This window comes from Demequina globuliformis (assembly GCF_000975155.1).
Taxonomy (GTDB): domain Bacteria; phylum Actinomycetota; class Actinomycetes; order Actinomycetales; family Demequinaceae; genus Demequina; species Demequina globuliformis.
In genome coordinates this window covers 1,079,400-1,097,802 of record NZ_BBRG01000001.1, presented here as the reverse complement: position 1 = coordinate 1,097,802, position 18,403 = coordinate 1,079,400, and the positions used below count along the sequence as shown (strand labels likewise).

Sequence of the window (18,403 nt, the reverse complement as noted above, 5' to 3'; positions counted from 1 at the left end):
GTGTGCGGGCCACGCGAAGCGGCTTACGCATGCGCGGACCTAGCCTCGCGGTAGGCGCTACTTCTCTGATGCGCGCTTGATGGAGTCGAGCGTCGACGAGTCGGCCATGCGGATGGCGCTGGCCGGTGCCTGGTGGTTCTGGTCTCCGCGTGGCTTTTCTCGGCGCCCGGTCGCGAATGCCCAGGCAACAGCCACAAGGGCGATCGCGGCGAGCACGAGCAGCACCGGCGTGCCCCATGAACTCACGGCCTGTGAGACGGCGTTCTGTGCGGAGATGGTCACCTCGAGGACCGGGTCGAGGGCATCGATGCCGAAGCGAGGCAGTACCTCGGCCAGGCCGAACACGACGACGTAGAGTCCGGCGACGACCATCAGCACGCCACCGATGCGCATCAGTGTGACGGTGTGACGGCGGAGCGCGGACGCGAGCCCCGAGCCCACGAGCGCGGCGGCAATCGACACGAGCACGACCGAGGTGCCCATGCCCACTCCGTAGGCGACAAACGGCGTCACGACGGCGACGGGGCCCGAGGCGCTCAGCGCTTGCGCGACGACCACCAGGAACAGTCCGATCGTGCAGCTAAGGGAAGCGACCGCGAAGGCGGCTCCGTAGCCGACTTGGGACCAGAAGGTCGTGCGTGGAGCCGCACCGCTCATGCGGAGGCCGGGACCGCGCATCTCTCCCTTGGCGGTCACGACGACCCCCAGCCACACGAGGCCGACGCCGATGACGATGGTCACGTAGGACACGTACGGCAGGATCGACGCCTGCAGTGCGAGGCTCACTCCCCCAAAGAGCAGACCCAGCAGGAGAAACACCACGAGGAACCCCAGGCTCATGGCCACGCCAAAGCGGATGGCGCGGCGCAGCGCCGATGCTCGGGTTGCCTCGGCGTCTGCACTGCCAGTCACGATGGCGGTGATGTAGGCCGGCAACAGGGCGAACCCGCAGGGGTTGAAGGCGGCAACGGCGCCCAGAACAAGAGCGTATGCGAGTGCTGCCGAGTCGATCATGAGTCCTCCTGAAGGTCGGGCACTCACGTGTTCGTAGCGTGTGACGTCCCGGATGGGCCTAGGGGATCACGCTACTCGCCCCGCCGGTGGAAATCGCCAGTTACTGCGAATGATAATGATTACCAGTATGTGTTACGTTTGCCCTACTAGCCTTCGCATGGTCGAGGGTCGCCCCCGCCAGCACTCGTGGCTGGCATCACTGACAAGAGAAAGGCATGACCGCACTGCGGTCACCCCACGATGAAAATCACTCCCGTCGCAGCCCCCGCCCTAGGCCTCGCTGCACTGCTCGCCCTGACCGCCTGCGCTACCGACGCCGACGGCGACTCTGATTCTCCGAGCGCCGCAGCATCGGCCGGCGCCTCTGCCGACGCCCACCCCGAACACGAGGGTGAGGGTCACGACACGGAAGGCGCCACCGGCTCCGCGCAAGAAGCCTCGAGCCGCACCCCACGCATCGTCGGCACCTACGACGGCGGTGTCGTGGTGCTCGATGCCCACACCCTCGAGGTCGAAGGCGACATGGCGATCGACGGCTTCAACCGGGTCTCACCCGCTGGCGACGGCCGCCACGTGGCAGTGTCCACCGAAGGCGGCTGGGCCATCCTCGACGCCGGCACGTGGTCGCAGGGCCACGGCGATCACGACCACTACTTCACCGCAGAGCCTGCGCTGACGGACCTGTTCATCGAGGCTGAGACCCCCGGCCACGTCACGCCCCACGACGGCCTCACCGCCCTGTGGGATGACGGGACTGGAAACGTTCTCGTCGTCGAGACATCCGAGTGGACCGACGTGGTTGAGCACGAGCACCCGCACGTCATGCGCGAGTGGAGTGCTGCCGAAGCTCACCACGGAGTCGCCGTTGCAGAGGAAGGCGGCGACATGTGGGCCACCCGCGGCAACGACGAAGAGCGGTCGGGGGCCATGCTGCTCGACGGCCAGGGCAATGAGGTAGTCGTGAGCGACGACTGCCCCGCTGTGCACGGTCAGACTGCCGTCGAGACGTCGGACGGCACGGAACTGGTGCTGTTCGGTTGCGGGGACGGCGTCCTCGTGTTCCACGGCGACCACGCGCACAAGATCGCCGGCCAGACCGACGGTGACGTGGCGCGCACGGGCAACCTGCACGCTGTCGACGGCCACGACATTGTCTTGGGCGACCTCAAGACGGACTCGGAGGGCGGCCTCGGGCTGAGCGAGATCGTGCTCATCGACCCGGCCGCCGAAACGCTCGAGGTCGTCGACCCCTTCCAGGGGGCCGATGCTCTGTACACCTGGCGTGGTCAGGCTCGCGGTGACGACGGGGAGGTGCTGACGCTGGGCACCGACGGCGTACTGCGCACCATGGACCCCGCGACCGGCGAGCAGACCGTCGAGGTGCAGGTCATCGATGCGTGGGAGGTTCCCGAGGAGTGGCAGACGGCTCACCCGTCAGTCCAGGTTGTCGATGGCATGGCGTACGTCAATGACCCGGCCGCCCAGAGCGTCCACATCGTTGACTATGTGACCGGCGAGATCTGGAAGTCCGTTGAGGTGGGCTACGCCCTCAACGAGGTGACCTCCGTCACCGGATAGCCACATCGTGTCGCTCTCACGCGACATCAGGCGCGGGCTGTTCCCATCAGCCCGGCCCGCGCCTCGGGGCCGTCACTGCACTCGTGCAGCGGCGGCCCCTTCGTTGTGTGCGTGCTGCGTAGCATGGCCCCATGACCGTCAAGCGCAAGGACTGGTCCGCCTACAACGCGGGACAGGTGCAGCGCGAGACTCCCAGGCCGTTGTGGTCGGTGGCAAGCCGTCTCGCTGGGCCGGGACTTGGCCGGGTCGCCCTGGACCTGGGTGCTGGCGCTGGGGTCGAGTCCGCCGCATTTGTCGAGGCCGGGTGGCGTGTTCACGCGTACGACTCCGATGGCACGGGCCTGGCGGCGCTGAGGGAGCGATTGCCGCCGGAAGCCCGGGACTGTGTGGTGACTCACGAGGTCGACCTTGCTTCCGCTCCGGCGCTTCCCCTAGCCGACCTCATTTATGCGGGATACACGCTCCCGTGGCTTCCCGCGCATTCCCAGTCCGCGGTGTGGGCCCGCGTGCGCGCCGCGCTCACGCCCGGCGCACTCCTCGCCGTCGACCTGTTTGGCGACCGCGATGGATGGAGTGCGAATCCCCTAGTCACGTGCCTGAGCGAGCGCGAGGCCAACGCCCGTTTCGATGGCCTCGAGATCCTCCACTGGGAAGAAGAGGACCAGGAAGGCGAGTCGTTCAGCGGCCCCAAGCGCTGGCATGTCTTTCACGTTGTCGCGCGACAACCGCGATGAGCCACCGGCACCGCGGTGCGCGATAAGCCAACGTGCTCGGGCATCGGCCCGCCTTACCGCACCGCTGAAGTGGCACAAAGTGCCTGTTATAGCGGGCTAAAACGACCAAATGGAGCCATTTGGCGGAAAGGGCGGAGGGGGCTAGTGTCCGCCGCGTGCGAATCCCAGCAAAATGCTGAGATACGCTGAGCACAAAACCTGGTCGAAAAGGGGGCCGAGGAGACCAGTGCGACCGGCCGCTATCTCAGCAAGTTTCGCAAGTGCCAATTTACCAGGGGTATTGTTCCCCACGAGTCCTACCCGCGCAACGAGCGTTGTGAAGCGCTGTTTCCGGACTGAAGTGCTACTACTGGACACGACACGATACTTCTCTGGGGGCGAGGATGTCCGAGCCGATCGAACTACTCGAAGCACAAGAATTTTGGGGCGAATGGTGGTTGCCGTCGTCACCCGAAACTCGATTCGGCGGTCAATTGGCGTATTCGCCGGCTGACGGTGTCAGCGTGAAGCTCGCGGGAGGTTTCGAGTCGGGCCAGTGGGAACAGATGGGCCCCGGCGCACGGGCTTACACGGGTGGTGTGACCGAGTATCCGATTGTCCACGGTTACGTCGCGGGCAAGCCCATCACACTTGTTGGGGTGACGCCGACCCGCTCCATTGGCGGGATCGACCCCTACGAGCAGACTCTCGTGGCGAGCGACGCGCTTCTTGGCGTATTGCTGGCGGCTCGCGAAGAGCGAGCCTTCATCGGATTCGAATGCGCCATTGAGAGTGTTGCACTCTGGCTTGGAGAGTCGTCATTCTCGGAGCACCGAGGGAAGCCCGGGGACAGCCTTGTCACCGGCATCGAACTGCACAGGCAGCCCGCACAGACGGCGAGCTCTGGTTCTATCTCGTTCTCGATCTGGCACCAGTGGAGGGTGAACGGGGTCAACGTCAGTCGCGGCGGTTACAGCGCGGAGATGAACGATAGGCCCGTAGTCTCCGTAGAGTTTGGGTCGCCGGCATCCCTCGCGGACGTCAAATCGATAGTGCAGGCCTTACAGGACCTGATCACGTTTATCGCTCGGGAACCGAGCGCCGTCCTGTCCATCCGCGCGAACCTCCCCCGGGAGACCGAAACGCTCCGCAAAGGTCACCCGGGACGTGGCCTGCCGAGGGGTGTGGGCGTCATGACTCGTCAACGCGGGGCGGAACGACTCGCGTCGAGAAGCAAGCGTGCACCGCATCTGTTGATTACGGCCCGAGAGTTGCCCTTTTGCGATCTGGTGCCGCGCTGGCTCGCGACACGCGAAAAGCACAGGGCGGCTGTAAATCTCCTCCTTAGCCTCAAGTTCGGCGGGCACGCGTATCTCGAGAGTCGACTTCTTGCGTCCGTCGGCGCCGCAGAGTCGCTCAGCCGCGATCTCGACCCCCCACGTCCTTTTTCGCGGGGTGAGCACAAGCGGATACAGAAGGCTGCAGCTGGCGCAGTTGATGAAGCGCATCACGATTGGGTGTTGGAACGCCTTGCAGCGAACGAAGCGCCGCTTAGAGAACGTCTTGAGTTCCTCGTTGATCGCTTGCCGGGACGGGTCGGCGATCTCGTCGTGCACGATCGTGCGACGTGGGCGCGCCTCGCGGTCGACGCCCGCAACCAGTTGAGTCACGCGGGCAGGGCCCCGAACCACAGTGTCCACTCATTGCTGACGATCATCGACGTAACGGCCGCTGTGGTGACGCTCAACCTGCTCATGGAACTGGGGGTTCCGACAAGCGCGCTGAGTGCGCTGGTGGCTGACTCCACGTTGTTGGGCGCCGTAGCTAGACGGGCCCATGAGCGGTTTGGCTCCACAAGAGACGGGAACAGGTAGTGATCTATCCAGAAGCAACTGGCGCTGATCTCAGTGAGGCACAGGCTGAAGCCCTCGATGACACTTTTCTCTCGTCTGATCCCTTCGCGCTCACCAAGTCACGCGTGTCCATGATGCGTACTTGGCGCGCACATTCTGCTGATTCCGACTCCGCGCCGGGCGCTGTGCAGCAAGGGACTGAGGCGCCGAGCGATGTAGTTGGAGAGCATGACCTGCGCACCGCCCCATCCGACCGTCGGTCTCCTGCCAGAATCGCCGCTACACAACTCGCACTAGATGCCTTCGTGCTCCGACAGCAACTGGCCGAAAACACCGTCAGGCTCGCTTGGGCCGCGCTCGATGACTCGACCCCGCAGCCGCGTTGTATTTGGCTGAAGGTCTCGGAGGGACCGACGACAGTGCGCGACGTCAACCGGATGCTTTGGGACGCATTGAAGATAGAGGCCACTGGCCAACGGCTTGCCGATCTACTTCTCCCAGCGCCAGAAATCTACCTCCGTCGCGACAAGGATGACGTCGTCTCGACGCTCGATGTATTCGAGTCTTGGCTTCACTACGCATCTCTTCTCCTGAGCAGGTCCGATTTTTATCTGCATGGGGTGTACAACAAGACCAAGCATGGACTCGCTGTCGCCGCGCGAGATGACATGAGGCTAGCGATCACGACTGCCGCGCCAACCCCTGAGGGAAGCATCAGGCTGAGTGACATCAACGGTCCGAAGACGACCGACGTAATACGCGCTCCCGTCATCGAAGCGCTGCACCGTTCCCCGGGTCGGAGAAAAGACAACCCAGGGCTTGAGGTGTCGCAGGTGCAGATTGACATCGACGAGGTTCTGCAAGAGTGCGAGATGGTGGCATGGGTCCACGGTGCGCTCTTCCATGGACTCGCGCGCGAACACTTCGAGAGCCGGGGTGACCAGGTCGACGGCTTGACTGCGCCCCCTCATCCAGGGCTGTACCCAGATGGCCCAACTCCTAGAACCGATGACTTTGGCCTCCCCACCGGGTTCAGGGACCGAATCACCTTGGGAGGCCAGAGTCTGCCCGAGCGCAAGACCGGCATCGCGTTCCCCGGAAGGTTCGTCGGTCTGAACCAGCATGGTCCAATGCAGACGGGGCAAGTTGTTGACGGCTAGAGACGCCTGCCGATTGGAGTTTGTCGTGTGGGCGGCGAGCGACGAGGAGTCTCAGGTCCGCGTCTTTAGCTCAAACTTCGTGCACAGTGACATACCGAATGTCCAGTCCTGCGTTTCGCGCTGCACTCGTCCTGCGACGATTCCGGGGGCTACGCCGATATCGCTCGCGAGCCGCTGGGCCTCATCGGGGGTGCGTATCGCGCGGAGCCGCGCTTCTGCCTCTGACGGGATCAGAAGACGGCCTGCGTAGTCGTTGGCCTCCTGCTCGTATCCCGTGTCGGGGCTCGAGTCGCCATTGGGGTCGATGTGAACAAACGTGCCCTTCTTGCCGTGAAGGAGCAGGTGGGCTAGCTCGTGAAAGAAGGCGAACCAGAACTTGTCATTGCGCTTTCCGCGGTTGCTCAGTTGCACGAGTGCGCGTTGCGGTGACAGAAAGCGCGTTGCGCCGCTTGCGCGCGTTCCGGGGATGTCTGGAACAAGTACGACAGCGATTCCAATGTCGGCGCAGATTTGCGTGAGTTTAGGGAAGAAGTCCTTCGGGCGCTCAAGGGTGAGTGCTCTGAGGCCGGGGAGGGCCGCCCGAAGAGCTGCCTTATCAAACTCGCCGTACTCGCGGTCTTGCTTTGAGGCCGCGATCTCGCCAAGTCGTAGCCAAGCGGCGACGGCGCCAGCATTGATTTCGTAGGCGCTTGACTGCAGAAATGCTGCGGCCGGTCGGTTCCATGTTTGCTCCCACGCATCAAGGGAGCCAACACCGAAGAATTCCATGACTTGTTGAACCAGTAGTCCCTTGTCGCGCATGGTCGCGGTGATGAACCCGCGCTTGCGCAACTCTGTCACGGGCACCCGCTCTAGCCACGAGGCTCGCTCAGCGAGCTCGACTGCCTCTTCCTGGCGCAGTTTGAGGTCCTGGTAGCGAGACTCCAGGTTGTTCCACAGGTCGGCGGGGACGCCCGTCGCCCTTTCGAGGAGCAAAGCGGTCGCAGGCGAGATGGACGCGTTGCCCTGGATGATCTGGTTAATGTGCTTCTGCGTGAGGCCAGTGCGTGTGGAGAGCTTGCTTTGCGACATGTTGAGCGCTTCGAGAGTTTCGCGCAATGTCACGCCGGGGTGCGGTGTGCGTTTGGGGGCATACGCGTGCCACTGCAGTGCAGTTGCGTCAGCGGTCATGTCTGCCTCTCCCGTCTAGTTAGTGGGTGTCCGTGATCTCGACGAATGCGAGCCTCGTGACCTGCTGCCGGTCGATTCCATTGTCCGCGAGGCGTGGCACTGGGTCATCAGCGACCTCGACGATCAAACGAAGTGGGTGCTTGAGGTCAAGCGAAAACTGCTCGTCGCGATTCCCGACGAGCTGATGCAAGCGAGCTTGGGGGAGCTTGGCGAGCGCTGCGAGAGATGGCGCGGCATCGATCTGGGCAAGGCGCGCCTCGATCCGTTCGGCGCAGTCCTTTCCGTACTTGCGCCGAAGTTGAGATGAGTCGTTGAAGAGTGCTGCCTCGCTCTCGCGACGAAAGCCGATCTCCACGACGCCACCCCATGACTGGAAATATACACCAAGTCGGTGTAGCATTTCAATTGCTACACCAGATTGGTTCATAAAACTACGATCGCCGAACGTCCTGCCGCGACGCGATCGACAACGAATGTGAGATTTTTCCATGACCATACCCGAGCAGAAGGCGTCTCCTGCGGACGACAACGACCGCGGCAAGCCCGCGACCACGATCATCATCAACACCCGGCCCCACGAGTGGACCGAGCGCAGCATCAGCTTCGAGCAGGTACTCGCACTGACTTACCCGAACCAGCCTGTCGCCGCGAACGAGGAAGCCCGTGTCGAGTTCTCGCGAGGAGTACACGGCAATGGCCAGGGCAGCCTTCGGCCCGGCCAGAGCGTCCCGGTGAAGAAGGGGATGGTTTTCGATGCCTACGTCACCGTTCGCTCATGACCCGCATACGGTGCGCCTGCTCGACGAGGGCTACGACCTGAGCCTCGTCGGAGGCCACCTCGTCGTCAATCAAGTGCCGTACGTGACCAAAGCAAGGACGGTCGCGTACGGCCAGCTCGCCTTTCCGGTCACATTCAGCGGCGACACCGCCGTCGACCAATCCGGCGACCACCGGATCTGGTTCGTCGGCGAGCAACCGCACCACGAAGACGGAACCCCTTTGGGGGGTCCGTCCCCCGACCGTCGTGTCATTGGACCGGGTCTGACCGCTCAGTTCATGATCTCCCTCAAGCCAAAACGCCAAGGGAAGTACGAAAACCACTACGACAAGATCACCTCGTATGCGCGGAACCTTGGACACCCTGCGATCGCTGTCGACTCCACGGTCAACCTCACCCCGGGAGCGGCATGGCAGGAAGTCGAAGAAGGGCTCCCATTCATCTACCGCGACTCCGCCACATCCCGGGCGGGCCTGGCCGAACTCAACAGCAAGTTTCGCGGCCACACAATCGGCATCGTCGGCGTTGGCGGCACGGGCAGCTACATCCTCGACCAGGTCGCGAAGACCTGGGTAGACAGGATTGTGCTCCTTGACGGTGACGTTCTCGACAACCACAACGCCTTCCGCGCTCCGGGAGCCGCCGACATCGACGCTCTTAGGGTCCGACTCAACAAGGCCGAGTACTTCGCCGGCCTCTATGGCCACATGCACACAGGCATCACGGCCCACCCGGTCTTCCTCGACGAGGACAACCTCCAACTGCTCAGCGACTGCACCTTCGTCTTCCTCGCCGCAGCCGACGCGCCGGCGAAGCACGCAATCATGACGTGGTTGCATGAGCGTGGCATACCCGTCGTCACCGTCGGAATGGGCGTCGACGAGGAGCCCTCCGGCCTGTCGGGTCTCGTCTGCTCCACTATGTTGCTCCCCGAAGATCCGACGCCTACGACGGGTAGCGGGACAGTCCCCTTTGATCCCGACTACGACCGCAACATCCAAACCGCCGAACTCAACATGCTCAACGCCGCCTACGCGGTCGTGCAGTGGAAGCGCTACCTCGGTTACTACGCCACTCACACGCCCTCCCGCGAGACCATCTACAAGATCTACACCGACGAACTCCGTTGTGACGAGGATAAGTCGTGAGAACTCGTCGCGTCGTGCCGGCCTTCGTGACGCACGTCCCGCACAAGCTCGACCCCGACACCCTCTATATCTCGTACGAGTACTCCACCGCCGTGCACCTATGCGCCTGCGGCTGCGAACGCGAGGTGGTCACCCCGCTTTCGCCTACCCAATGGAAAGCCACGTTTGACGGCGAGATCTCGCTGTCCCCCTCAATTGGCAATTGGGGACTGCCCTGCAGATCGCACTACGTGATCACGCGCGGGGTGATCCAATGGGCCGGAACAATGAGCGACGATCGAGCTGCCGTCAACCGACAGTCAGATCACGCATTGCGCGACGCTGCAATCGGCGCGCACTCGTCATGGCCCCGCCGCCTTTGGAGACGTCTGACAGGAGGTAGTCGAGCATGACTTCGTGGCCAATGCAGTCGCTCTCGTCTTGCGCTGCGGGGACTATTTGCCTCGTGCTGTGCGGGAGGCCGCTGCAATTGTGTTGGCCATCCTTGCCGTCACCCACCCCGAAGTGGTGACAGACGGGTTCGAGACCGTGTGGCGCGCCGAGGCTGCCGCTGCCGCTCAACTTTTGCAGCAAGCTTCGGGGTCGTGGATCGAGGGCCTCGGCCTCCTGTGGAGATAGGGCGCGAGGGTGTGCACACGCCATCAGTTGTGGTCGTCGGGTGCTCGGTGCCTTGCGGTGCGCGTCTGTAGGACGTCGCGTCCAGGACTGCGAGACTCAAGGAAATGTCTGAACGGCAGCACTTTGGGGACGCCGCCCTAGTGGTGCCTGCACTCTCAGTGGCCATGACGTCGAAGTCATGGCCGCACGGGCAAGTGAAGGAGATCGTGATGAACGACCGCACCGGGATTCAGACGGTCTGAGCGTGGCCGTCGCAAGTGCATCTGGGGCCAGGGCGTGGCGGAGTGCCCTTCATCACGTATCGGTGCCGTCGACTATCAACCGTCGGGCGTGAGGCCCGCACCTTTCGTGCCGCCCCGCCTCCGTGCCGCAGGCCGGAATCGAGGGTGCGATCCGAAATTTCCTCACCGTGGCCTGAGGCGTGTGACCCCGACGACGCTACGTGTTGCTCCACCGCGCGTCCCTCGTGAGCGGAGCGCTCTACGCTGAGACGAGCGAAGGCTCCCGGTTGCTGTCCACGCTCTCACTCGCAACTCAAATTGCGCGGGATGACAAAATTCTGTCTGTACGCTCAGAATTCTGCGCGGCTCGGCGTGACGTGTCCCGCGCTCCTGAACGGCACGGGTCCAGTCTTGCGGAATCTCTGGCGTTGATCGGTTCAAACTCGTCTCGCTACCAGGTCGCGTGAGAGCGCCTGTTCATGGGGAGTCCGTACGAGAGTTCAGCGTGCTGACGAACGGCGCAGTGCGCCGAGTGTGCGTCGCAGGCTCTCCGAAGGCGCGACGCGCCTCTGCCCCGAACCGCTACCACCGAGCACCCCACGGCGTTGTGCGCTGGACTGTTATGACGTCGCTTGAGGTTTGCATGCAGGAAGCACGCCCGGCAACGCCGAGGATCCTCGTGCTCCGGTAGCGACGGGCGCGGATGCCCGCGTCTCGCCGGACCGCACATCCCGAGCGCCTCGATGGTCGCACGGCGGTTTCGCCCTGAGCGAAATTGAGGCGCCGCTACAGCGTGTGATCGCACCGCTTCTCGGCCTGAGTCAATGCGGGCTACCTCAGCGATTTAGGGCTACTGCGACATGGCTTCGCGCTCGATATGCGGGTCGAAGGATATTGGGCGTCAGGCGATAGTCGGCGTGAGGCTACCACTGCAAAGTCCCTGTTAGATAGAAAGATAGACGTTCCTCTAGATGCTGTACTAGAACGGCCAAGTCGGTTCACACTGCCAGTGAGAGGTCGTTCGTCGGCGCCGCGTTGGTGGTGCGAGGCCTCTCACGATTGGGGAGGTGTGACATGGCCAGTGACGGGCTTCGAGTGGTCGACCTTGAGGGCGGTGCGGCCGGCGGTGCGTGGCTGTTGTTGTCGGCGTCGTCCACGACGTATGCGATCGATCAGCGCGGCGATGTCCCGTCGGTCATGCGGGTGCGTGGCGCGGGCAATACGGGCGAGGATCCGCTGGACAACCGATGGCTACGACTCCTCAGGGTCGAGCCGTACGACGACGGGTGGCTGACTCCCGAGCAGCGCGCGACGCCGCATGAGGCGTGGGTTTTGATGGTGGGGCGGCGTCACAGGCTCGTCTACGAGTTGCCTGGCGGCAACCCGCTCTTTGACGGGTTTTGGGTTCCGAGGACGCTGGAAGGCATCGAGGTCCTCGATGAGATGCCTGAGTTGCGTGTGAGGACTCGTGGCCCGGATGAGGTCGACTTCTCTGACGGGCCGCAGTCATGACTGCCGAGACGTCCATCAACCTGCTTAAGCACCGTGGAGTGCTGGTCGTGCACACCGCTTCGGGCACGCGATACGTCGTCGACGTACGTCGCGGCCGGGCGTGCGCGCGGTACTTTCGGGCGCGTTCGGTGATCTCGTACTCCAACAGATTTGATGCTGCATGGCAGCCCCTAGCGAATCTGTACTGCCTGCATGACGGGTACGACGGGGTCAGTCCCTTTGGGCGTGGTCGTCCCGGGAGTGCGATCGAGTCCTGGGTTCTCGCCGAGGGCGCCTGTCATGTGTTCGCGACGCCCGATATGCATCCCGATCACGGACCCTTGCATGGGGTGTTGTCGACCGAGGCTGCACGCATCGAGTGCCTCGATGAGGTCCCTGACTGGGTGGGTGCGCTATGACCGTCAGGCATCCCGAGCGCGACTACTGCACCGCGTTGAACCTCCACCGTGACGAGGGGGTGTTCCGTGTCCGCTCGATCGCGGGCGGTGACATGTATGTCGATCTGCGGGACCTGGAGCACCCACAAGTGGCGTTCATGCCGCAGCGGACACGAGACGGCCAGGACTGGCATGGCTGGTGGTGGCCGCTGATGTGGGTGACGTCGGCGCCGGCCACTCACACCGTCCTTGGCCACCCCATCGCTATGGCCGAGCGGACATTCGGGGACCTCAAGGTGGGACGGGTGCGGCTGTACAGCCCGACGGTGTGGGTGATGTCGCGCGGCCAAACCCAACGGCTGGGTCTGGCGACCTGTGCCGAAATCATCCAGCTCACGGCGGATACGGCCACCGGTGAGGTGGCGGAGGTGGCGTGGATTCAGAAGGGAGAAGTGTGATGCAGGAGTACGAATTGACGCGGGTGCAGGTGCGAAACGCTGTGGGCACGTTTGTGATGGACTGCGAGGACGGACAGAGGATCGAGTTCGAACTGACCGGGGTCGGCCGCGACCACGTCCGCCTAGTCTCAACTAAGGGTGCAGCGACGGGTTTCGCGGGCCTGCGGGCATCCCTGTTGTGGGTCATGTCCGGGCCCGACGATCACGGTCAGGAGGAGCCGGCCGTACTGCGCGTGGGTATGGCGCATTCGGTGTTCGTCCGTGACGGCGACGACGTCCACACCATCGAGGTGCCGATCGCGACAGCGCTGTCTGCCGTCGACTGGGAGTTCAACTCCGAGGTCCCAGTGCAAGAGTGGCCACAGGCCGTGCTCCCGGCCGGCCATCACTTCAAGCCCTCGACCCCACCTCCGAGGCCCACCGAGTGCACCGACCACGGTCAGCGGGACGGCGGTGACTGAGATGACCCTCACGGAAGTGAACATCATGGACCAGCCCGGTCTCTACCTGGTGCTGAGTTCGTCGCCCGTGTCGTACTACGTGGACACCCGGTTCGCCCATCCTCGCGTGCTGCGTGCGAACCCGAACCTCATTCAGTACGCCACCGAGTTTGATGAGACTGACGGCCAGTGGGTGGATCTCACCGACCTTGTCTCGCTGCCGCTGTTTGAGCGCGACGGTGTGCCGCTGGCACCGGGAGACGTCGATTGGGATGACACCCCTCCATGGGTGCTCCGAGTCGGCGCCCGACCGCTCATGGCGTGTGAGGACTACAACCCCGACGGGACCACGTACGCGTTTCCTTGGTGTCCACGCATCACCGCAGCGATCGACCAACTTGAGGCGCAGCCTTCCGACGAAGACCTCGCGATCGGCCCCGAAACCAAACTCAAGAAGTACGGGATCGAGACATGGTGACCGCACCCTTGGCATTCAACGTGCGGGCCGAGCCTGCACTGTATGAAGTGCGCTCGTTGCAGTCCAGCAGCGTGTATTGGTGCGACGCACGCACCTCCACCCCACGGTATCTACGCCTGGCAGGTGGAGACTCCACCCCGCTGAGGCTCGACGCGTCGTGGCACAAACTCCTGTGGCTCCAGGCCGAAGAAGTCGCATGGGACGCCGACGGGTGGATTCCGGGAGACGAGATCGACTACTTCGATGTCCAACCATGGACTCTGCGCGCCGGCTCCCAACACATGCTTCTCTCCCCAGACCGCACCCCAGGCAGGCTGCCGATCTACTGGCTACACGCCAGTCCGTGCCGCGAACTCATCCAACACACCAGCGTGCCGGCCTGGCTCGAGGACCTCCTCGGAGCATTCGACGGCGCGCCCCTTGGAGTGCGGCCATGACCGGCGCCCTCACGCAGGTCTATATCGACGTCGACGGCGTCATCAACGCCCAGCCTGACAGTCCCGACGATCTCGAACACTGGCCCCCGGACACGTGGCAAAGGCGACACGTGAACTTCGGTGCACCCATGGGATCCGGGACTCTCACCTGGAATCTCGCAGCCATCGACTCCCTGCACATGATCGAAAACACTCCGGACGTCCACATGTGGTGGTGCACCACCTGGGGAAACTATGCCGTCGAACTCCTGGCACCCAACATCGGAATCGGACACGACTGGCGCGTCGCCCCCTGGCACGTCCGCAACACTCCATCCAGTCTCGACTGGTGGAAAGCCGCCCACGTGCGCCACGCCCTCCAACACAGTGACGACCGGGTCGTCTGGATCGACGACGAGATCACCCAGTGGCAAACCAGCCAACGCAACTCCGGAAACGACGGCGAGCTCGCATGGCTCAACACCGACCGCCTGCTCACCATCTGCCCCAACACCCGCTGCGGACTTACGCCGGAGCACTTCAACGAAATCGAGGCATTCCTATGCTGATTGGACTCATCGGCGACGTCCACGCCAACCACTCGTGGCTGGCTCGTTCCCTCGACGCCCTCCACGCGCGAGGTATCACCACCGTCATCCAAGTCGGTGATCTCGGCATCGGCTTCTCACCCACGGGAGGCAGAGCCTGGCACCACGTCAACGATCACCTCGCTGAACTCGGTATGACCATGTACGTCGCACCGGGCAACCACGACAACTACGACCAGATCGACCAACTTGAGACGGTGGCGGTCGGATGGCTCGAGTTTCGGGAACGGATCCTTCTCGCCCCGCGAGGACACCGCAGCGAACACGATGGGCGCACCTTCGTATGGCTCGGCGGCGCCGGATCTGTTGACCGCTCCTACCGGTTGCGGCTCGAGGGGATGCGTGGAGCGCGCACCCTGTGGTGGCCACAAGAAGCCGTCACCGACGCCGATGTCGAAGCGACCATCGAGGGCGGTCATGCGGACGTGATGATCTCCCACGACGCCCCCTACCCAGTGCCGTCCATCGAACGCAGCCTCACCGCGAAGTTCGACCTCCACGACGTCAACGACGCCCACCAAAGCCGCCTGCGCTTCACCCAAGCCGTCGCCGCCGTGCGGCCCTCACTCCTTATCCACGGCCATTACCACGTCCCCGTCAACGACACCTGGCACCAGCCCTTCGCCGACCCGGAAGCTGATACGCCCGTACGGGTGTGTGGCCTCGCCCGCGACGGAGACGACACACACGGCGTCGCCCTACTCGATACCGCCACACTGACCGTCGAGTACCTGAACATCTCCGGCTAGCCCCAACAGCGGCCAGCGGAGATGCCGGGCGAGGGTCGGGCCCGGGAGGCTGAGTCGCGCACCTCGCCGTGCGGTGCACAGAAAACTTGTCGTAGGACAAGAATTCTGTGCGGCTCCAAGAGCAAACCCTGCTGCGATCGTGCATCTCGTTCACACGAGCGGTAGCCGGGTCGCTCAGATGCGATAGCCGATCTGGTCGGCAATCTCCTCAAGAACCACCCGCGCCGCAGGGTCGTCCGCAGCAATCGACTGATGTGCGCGCACCGGCATCGCCGCGATCCCGTCGCTGAAGAGCGTCACGGTTTCACCGACCAGCGTCGATGGCGCCCATACGCCGTCGAGTCCTGGCTGCTGCACGAACACTTCTCGCGTCCACGCACGAGTGATGCGCTTGTCACCGTGCGCCAGCGCTGCCGCAGCTCCGTTGCGAACCGCCCAACTGCCCTCAATATTGAGCAGCCGGAGAGGGCGCGTCGGAGTGAAGGTGAAGATCCACGGGTCGCCGGAGACGGTGTCGATATAGCGGAGGCTCTGGAAGGCCTCGGCAACAGCGGTGGCGAGCGTCGTTGCCGCGTAAAGCACCGCACGATCGGGCTGGTTGATGGCGGTCGGACGGTGTGGATCCCAACGCCTCGTGGGCAGGGGCCCCAAGATCTGCCCTCATTCCACGCCAACACATACTCACCCGATGTCCGAGCGATCCGTACGAGGGCGCCGTCAAAGTCGATGAAATCCCCATCACGGAACGTCAGTGACGACGGATGACGGTAGGCGACCTTCACGTCACCAACGCACAAGGCTCTCGGCAAGGCTCACCACAACTGATGGGTCTTTGCCTGCGATAAGCCAATCCCGGACTGACGCATCGTCGAGTTCTTCGCGCGGCGCCGTCACGAACGCCTCAACCGCACGCCATTCCACGCCCGTCAGCGCAGGTGCTACTTCGTCCCATCCGGGCAGCGCACTGTGGTCAGTGAACTGCCAAGCCGGGAAGGCAAAGGCTCGCCGAGCACCGCTACGGCGCGCCAGGAGGAACTTGCTTTCAACCTTGCGGGTCACCGTGGTCGGCGTGACGCCCAGGATCTTCGCCACAGCGGCCGTGCTGATGGTCGAGTTCACGACCCGAACCTGACGCGCAACCACATCGGCGGTCGTTGCTGCCGACGCCACCCCTGGATGCTTCAGCTTCGCTTTCGCCGACGCCAAGTGCTCGGCGTCAAGGCCCGACATTTCCAACAGAGCATCGACACCACCAGTAGTCGCCGTCGAGTGCCGACGCGTGCGGCGGAGCGCACGCACCAACTCCACCTCAAGACTCTGCTTCTCCCTCTCGGAGGCCAAGCCGTCAGGCAGTTCAATCGAGAAACTCAAGAGCACAATCTACGCTCCACTACATCGAAATGTATCCAAATGCAGAATGATGCGCAGATGCTGTCACGTCGGCAGGTGAGCACGTTACTTATATGTGCCGCAGACGTAGCCATGAGGAGGGTCTCCGACAGGTCGGCGCGAGAAATCGCGCGCCACGGCTTGCACTCGCGCCCGTGCGCCAGAGCGCGGGCTTAAGCGCCTGCCGATCACTCGATCTCGTCGAGTCGGTCATGGAGCCTGGCGAGCGCGGCGACGACACCGGACTCGGTTCGTAGGAATTCGAGCAGGTCGACCTCCCTTCGTGGGTCCATGAACGGCAGCGAAGGAATGCGGCAGATGTCGATGCACGTGGCTTGAACCCAATGCGCGAAGTGGAAACCTTGGCCGACTTTCTCGGTCCACCTGAACATGTGGACCATGCCACGTCGGAGGACCCAGCGCGGCGGTGTTGCGCTCTCGTCGTCATCTGGGTCGGGGACGTCGTCGTCGTACCAATTGACGTCCATCGCCTGGAGAAGCTGGAGATCGTAGACGCCGCCGCGCGTTCGGATAACGAGCTCGGGACGCGAATGGGGATCTTCCCACAAACCAGGTGCGTGAGTGGTGACGCGGCTGTCTACGTAGCAGACGCCTTCGGCGTCTCGAACCGCGTAGAGACCGGGTTCATCAAGGATGTTGACCTCGTAGATCTCGGCCATGTCACGCGGTCTCGGAGGGCGGCCGGGACATAGAGCGCTCGACCTGGTCGCTCAAAGAAGTTGGGATCGATCGGAGTTCGTCGACCTCCCCGGCTACTACCGGCGATGGAGCGTCTCGGCTAGCGGGATCGCATGACGCCGCTCCAAAGCGTCCTCGACGGGGCAGTCCGGATGGCGGCAGTGGACTCTGGGGTGGCCCGTACTTGTCCGTGGCTTGGCGCTCGATGTGCTGCCAAAGCCCCAATACGGTTTTGGTGTGACTAGCCTGGTCCACGTTGTAGGCAGCCTCGCCGGCCCGTGCAACCGTCAATGCCTGCGCGTACTTGATGCCGTAGGCGCGCTTGATGATGCGAGCTCGGCGCTGCTCGCGTCTGTTCCGGGGTTGCTTCCACGGTTTGGACTCGCGGTCAAAGTGCTCGCGCTGATTGCTCACCACAGTGTCCCACTTGGCCCCGGGGTGGTTGATGAACCAGTGAGGCTCGCCGTGCCGCGCACGCGCGATCGCTTTGATTGCTCTCCAGAGTTCAGTACTCGCGTAGTTGTCCGCAAAGCCCTGTACCTCGGCTACGCCTTGGGCGGCGCTGACAATGCGTTGAGCGGAGAGCCCGGAGATGTCCCAGGCATCCGCGATAGCCGCGACGGCGCGGTCTCGCGGCAAAGGATCACTACGAGGTGTCGATGGCACGATAGCTCCTTCGTCATGTCGATGTTTTCATCGGCAATGGGCGACGCGCAGCGTCTCTTACTCGTCAGCACGATAGGCGCGGTTTGCGCAGGGAGCAAGGCCCCATCGCCTATTTACCAGGGGTTATGTGTGGTAGGCTCACTTGTTGAGGTCGGCGCTGGCAGGGTGGGCGGCCGGGCTTCCGGGCACGGCGCTTCAACCGCTCATTTGGCGCCAAGTCGACGCTTCCGTCGCTGCGGGTGCCAGGTCGGGGACTCGCGTCGCGACGCTGTTGATTCCGGGCACGAGAAACCTGTCGTTGCGGGCGCGGCAGCTCGGCGCGAGTGCGGACGCCGCCAAGAGAGCATTGCGCGCGCGT

Annotated in this window: 24 protein-coding genes; 17 read left to right on the top strand and 7 right to left on the bottom strand. The window is 63.6% G+C overall.

What is annotated here, in order from left to right; translation table 11 throughout:
- Positions 1 to 57: 57 nt before the first annotated feature.
- The gene (locus AOP75_RS05045) at positions 58 to 1,014 is read right to left on the bottom strand and encodes a cytochrome c biogenesis CcdA family protein (RefSeq protein WP_062077213.1); all 957 of its coding nucleotides are present in this window, start codon (positions 1,012 to 1,014) and stop codon (positions 58 to 60) included.
- A 240-nt stretch (positions 1,015 to 1,254) separates the two neighbouring features.
- Here AOP75_RS05045 and AOP75_RS05040 point away from each other — a divergent pair, with 240 nt between their 5' ends.
- From AOP75_RS05040 to AOP75_RS05025, 4 genes are all read left to right on the top strand, one after another.
- Positions 1,255 to 2,592 (top strand): hypothetical protein, encoded by a 1,338-nt coding sequence (locus tag AOP75_RS05040; protein ID WP_062077212.1) that lies wholly within the window; start codon positions 1,255 to 1,257, stop codon positions 2,590 to 2,592.
- Positions 2,593 to 2,723: 131 nt separating this feature from the next.
- The gene (locus AOP75_RS05035; RefSeq protein WP_062077211.1) at positions 2,724 to 3,326 is read left to right on the top strand and encodes a class I SAM-dependent methyltransferase; all 603 of its coding nucleotides are present in this window, start codon (positions 2,724 to 2,726) and stop codon (positions 3,324 to 3,326) included.
- Between the two features lie 383 nt (positions 3,327 to 3,709).
- Entirely contained in the window at positions 3,710 to 5,179 is a 1,470-nt protein-coding gene (locus AOP75_RS05030; protein ID WP_152649953.1) for an ApeA N-terminal domain 1-containing protein, read from the top strand.
- A 398-nt stretch (positions 5,180 to 5,577) separates the two neighbouring features.
- The gene (locus AOP75_RS05025) at positions 5,578 to 6,318 is read left to right on the top strand and encodes a hypothetical protein (protein ID WP_152649952.1); all 741 of its coding nucleotides are present in this window, start codon (positions 5,578 to 5,580) and stop codon (positions 6,316 to 6,318) included.
- 51 nt (positions 6,319 to 6,369) lie between these two features.
- On the opposite strand, the gene AOP75_RS05020 is transcribed toward AOP75_RS05025, so the two are convergent.
- A complete protein-coding gene (locus tag AOP75_RS05020; protein WP_062077208.1) occupies positions 6,370 to 7,488 on the bottom strand; it encodes a HigA family addiction module antitoxin in 1,119 nt (372 codons plus the stop codon).
- A gap of 19 nt (positions 7,489 to 7,507) precedes the next feature.
- The gene (locus tag AOP75_RS12610) at positions 7,508 to 7,843 is read right to left on the bottom strand and encodes a type II toxin-antitoxin system RelE/ParE family toxin (RefSeq protein WP_062077207.1); all 336 of its coding nucleotides are present in this window, start codon (positions 7,841 to 7,843) and stop codon (positions 7,508 to 7,510) included.
- A 133-nt stretch (positions 7,844 to 7,976) separates the two neighbouring features.
- On the opposite strand from AOP75_RS12610, the gene AOP75_RS05010 reads away from it, so the two are divergent.
- The 13 genes from AOP75_RS05010 (at position 7,977) to AOP75_RS04960 (ending at position 15,291) form a co-directional block, all read left to right on the top strand.
- On the top strand, positions 7,977 to 8,267 hold the full coding sequence (locus AOP75_RS05010; RefSeq protein ID WP_062077206.1) for a multiubiquitin domain-containing protein: 291 nt from the start codon (positions 7,977 to 7,979) through the stop codon (positions 8,265 to 8,267).
- Entirely contained in the window at positions 8,242 to 9,414 is a 1,173-nt protein-coding gene (locus AOP75_RS05005; RefSeq protein WP_083966712.1) for a DUF6791 domain-containing protein, read from the top strand. The genes AOP75_RS05010 and AOP75_RS05005 overlap by 26 nt, the downstream gene beginning before the upstream one ends.
- Complete coding sequence (locus AOP75_RS13000) at positions 9,411 to 9,806, top strand: ubiquitination-like system serine protease family protein (RefSeq protein WP_083966711.1); 396 nt, start codon at positions 9,411 to 9,413, stop codon at positions 9,804 to 9,806. The genes AOP75_RS05005 and AOP75_RS13000 overlap by 4 nt, the downstream gene beginning before the upstream one ends.
- A 4-nt stretch (positions 9,807 to 9,810) precedes the next feature.
- Positions 9,811 to 10,032, top strand: coding sequence for a hypothetical protein (locus AOP75_RS05000; protein ID WP_062077204.1), 222 nt, complete (start codon positions 9,811 to 9,813; stop codon positions 10,030 to 10,032).
- 104 nt (positions 10,033 to 10,136) lie between these two features.
- A complete protein-coding gene (locus tag AOP75_RS12605) occupies positions 10,137 to 10,274 on the top strand; it encodes a hypothetical protein (RefSeq protein ID WP_161794536.1) in 138 nt (45 codons plus the stop codon).
- A 1,053-nt stretch (positions 10,275 to 11,327) separates the two neighbouring features.
- Entirely contained in the window at positions 11,328 to 11,765 is a 438-nt protein-coding gene (locus AOP75_RS04995) for a hypothetical protein (RefSeq protein ID WP_062077203.1), read from the top strand.
- A complete protein-coding gene (locus AOP75_RS04990; RefSeq protein ID WP_062077202.1) occupies positions 11,762 to 12,163 on the top strand; it encodes a hypothetical protein in 402 nt (133 codons plus the stop codon). The genes AOP75_RS04995 and AOP75_RS04990 overlap by 4 nt, the downstream gene beginning before the upstream one ends.
- On the top strand, positions 12,160 to 12,600 hold the full coding sequence (locus AOP75_RS04985) for a hypothetical protein (RefSeq protein WP_062077201.1): 441 nt from the start codon (positions 12,160 to 12,162) through the stop codon (positions 12,598 to 12,600). Before AOP75_RS04990 ends, AOP75_RS04985 begins: the two co-directional genes overlap by 4 nt.
- Positions 12,600 to 13,061: a hypothetical protein gene (locus AOP75_RS04980; protein ID WP_062077200.1), complete on the top strand. Its 462-nt coding sequence runs from the start codon at positions 12,600 to 12,602 to the stop codon at positions 13,059 to 13,061. Before AOP75_RS04985 ends, AOP75_RS04980 begins: the two co-directional genes overlap by 1 nt.
- A complete protein-coding gene (locus AOP75_RS04975) occupies positions 13,054 to 13,518 on the top strand; it encodes a hypothetical protein (protein ID WP_161794535.1) in 465 nt (154 codons plus the stop codon). Before AOP75_RS04980 ends, AOP75_RS04975 begins: the two co-directional genes overlap by 8 nt.
- Positions 13,512 to 13,955, top strand: a complete 444-nt coding sequence (locus tag AOP75_RS04970) for a hypothetical protein (protein ID WP_062077198.1) — start codon at positions 13,512 to 13,514, stop codon at positions 13,953 to 13,955. The genes AOP75_RS04975 and AOP75_RS04970 overlap by 7 nt, the downstream gene beginning before the upstream one ends.
- Positions 13,952 to 14,503, top strand: coding sequence for a hypothetical protein (locus AOP75_RS04965; protein WP_062077197.1), 552 nt, complete (start codon positions 13,952 to 13,954; stop codon positions 14,501 to 14,503). The genes AOP75_RS04970 and AOP75_RS04965 overlap by 4 nt, the downstream gene beginning before the upstream one ends.
- Positions 14,497 to 15,291: a metallophosphoesterase family protein gene (locus AOP75_RS04960; RefSeq protein WP_062077196.1), complete on the top strand. Its 795-nt coding sequence runs from the start codon at positions 14,497 to 14,499 to the stop codon at positions 15,289 to 15,291. Before AOP75_RS04965 ends, AOP75_RS04960 begins: the two co-directional genes overlap by 7 nt.
- Before the next feature lie 174 nt (positions 15,292 to 15,465).
- On the opposite strand, the gene AOP75_RS04955 is transcribed toward AOP75_RS04960, so the two are convergent.
- From AOP75_RS04955 to AOP75_RS04940, 4 genes are all read right to left on the bottom strand, one after another.
- The gene (locus tag AOP75_RS04955) at positions 15,466 to 15,942 is read right to left on the bottom strand and encodes an RES domain-containing protein (protein WP_062077195.1); all 477 of its coding nucleotides are present in this window, start codon (positions 15,940 to 15,942) and stop codon (positions 15,466 to 15,468) included.
- Between the two features lie 132 nt (positions 15,943 to 16,074).
- On the bottom strand, positions 16,075 to 16,662 hold the full coding sequence (locus tag AOP75_RS04950; RefSeq protein ID WP_152649950.1) for a hypothetical protein: 588 nt from the start codon (positions 16,660 to 16,662) through the stop codon (positions 16,075 to 16,077).
- A 206-nt stretch (positions 16,663 to 16,868) separates the two neighbouring features.
- Positions 16,869 to 17,360, bottom strand: coding sequence for a hypothetical protein (locus AOP75_RS04945; protein WP_062077193.1), 492 nt, complete (start codon positions 17,358 to 17,360; stop codon positions 16,869 to 16,871).
- A 1-nt stretch (position 17,361) separates the two neighbouring features.
- Positions 17,362 to 18,045 carry a hypothetical protein gene (locus AOP75_RS04940; protein ID WP_152649949.1) on the bottom strand — a complete coding sequence of 228 codons (684 nt, stop codon included), beginning with the start codon at positions 18,043 to 18,045 and terminating at the stop codon, positions 17,362 to 17,364.
- Between the last annotated feature and the right edge of the window lie 358 nt (positions 18,046 to 18,403).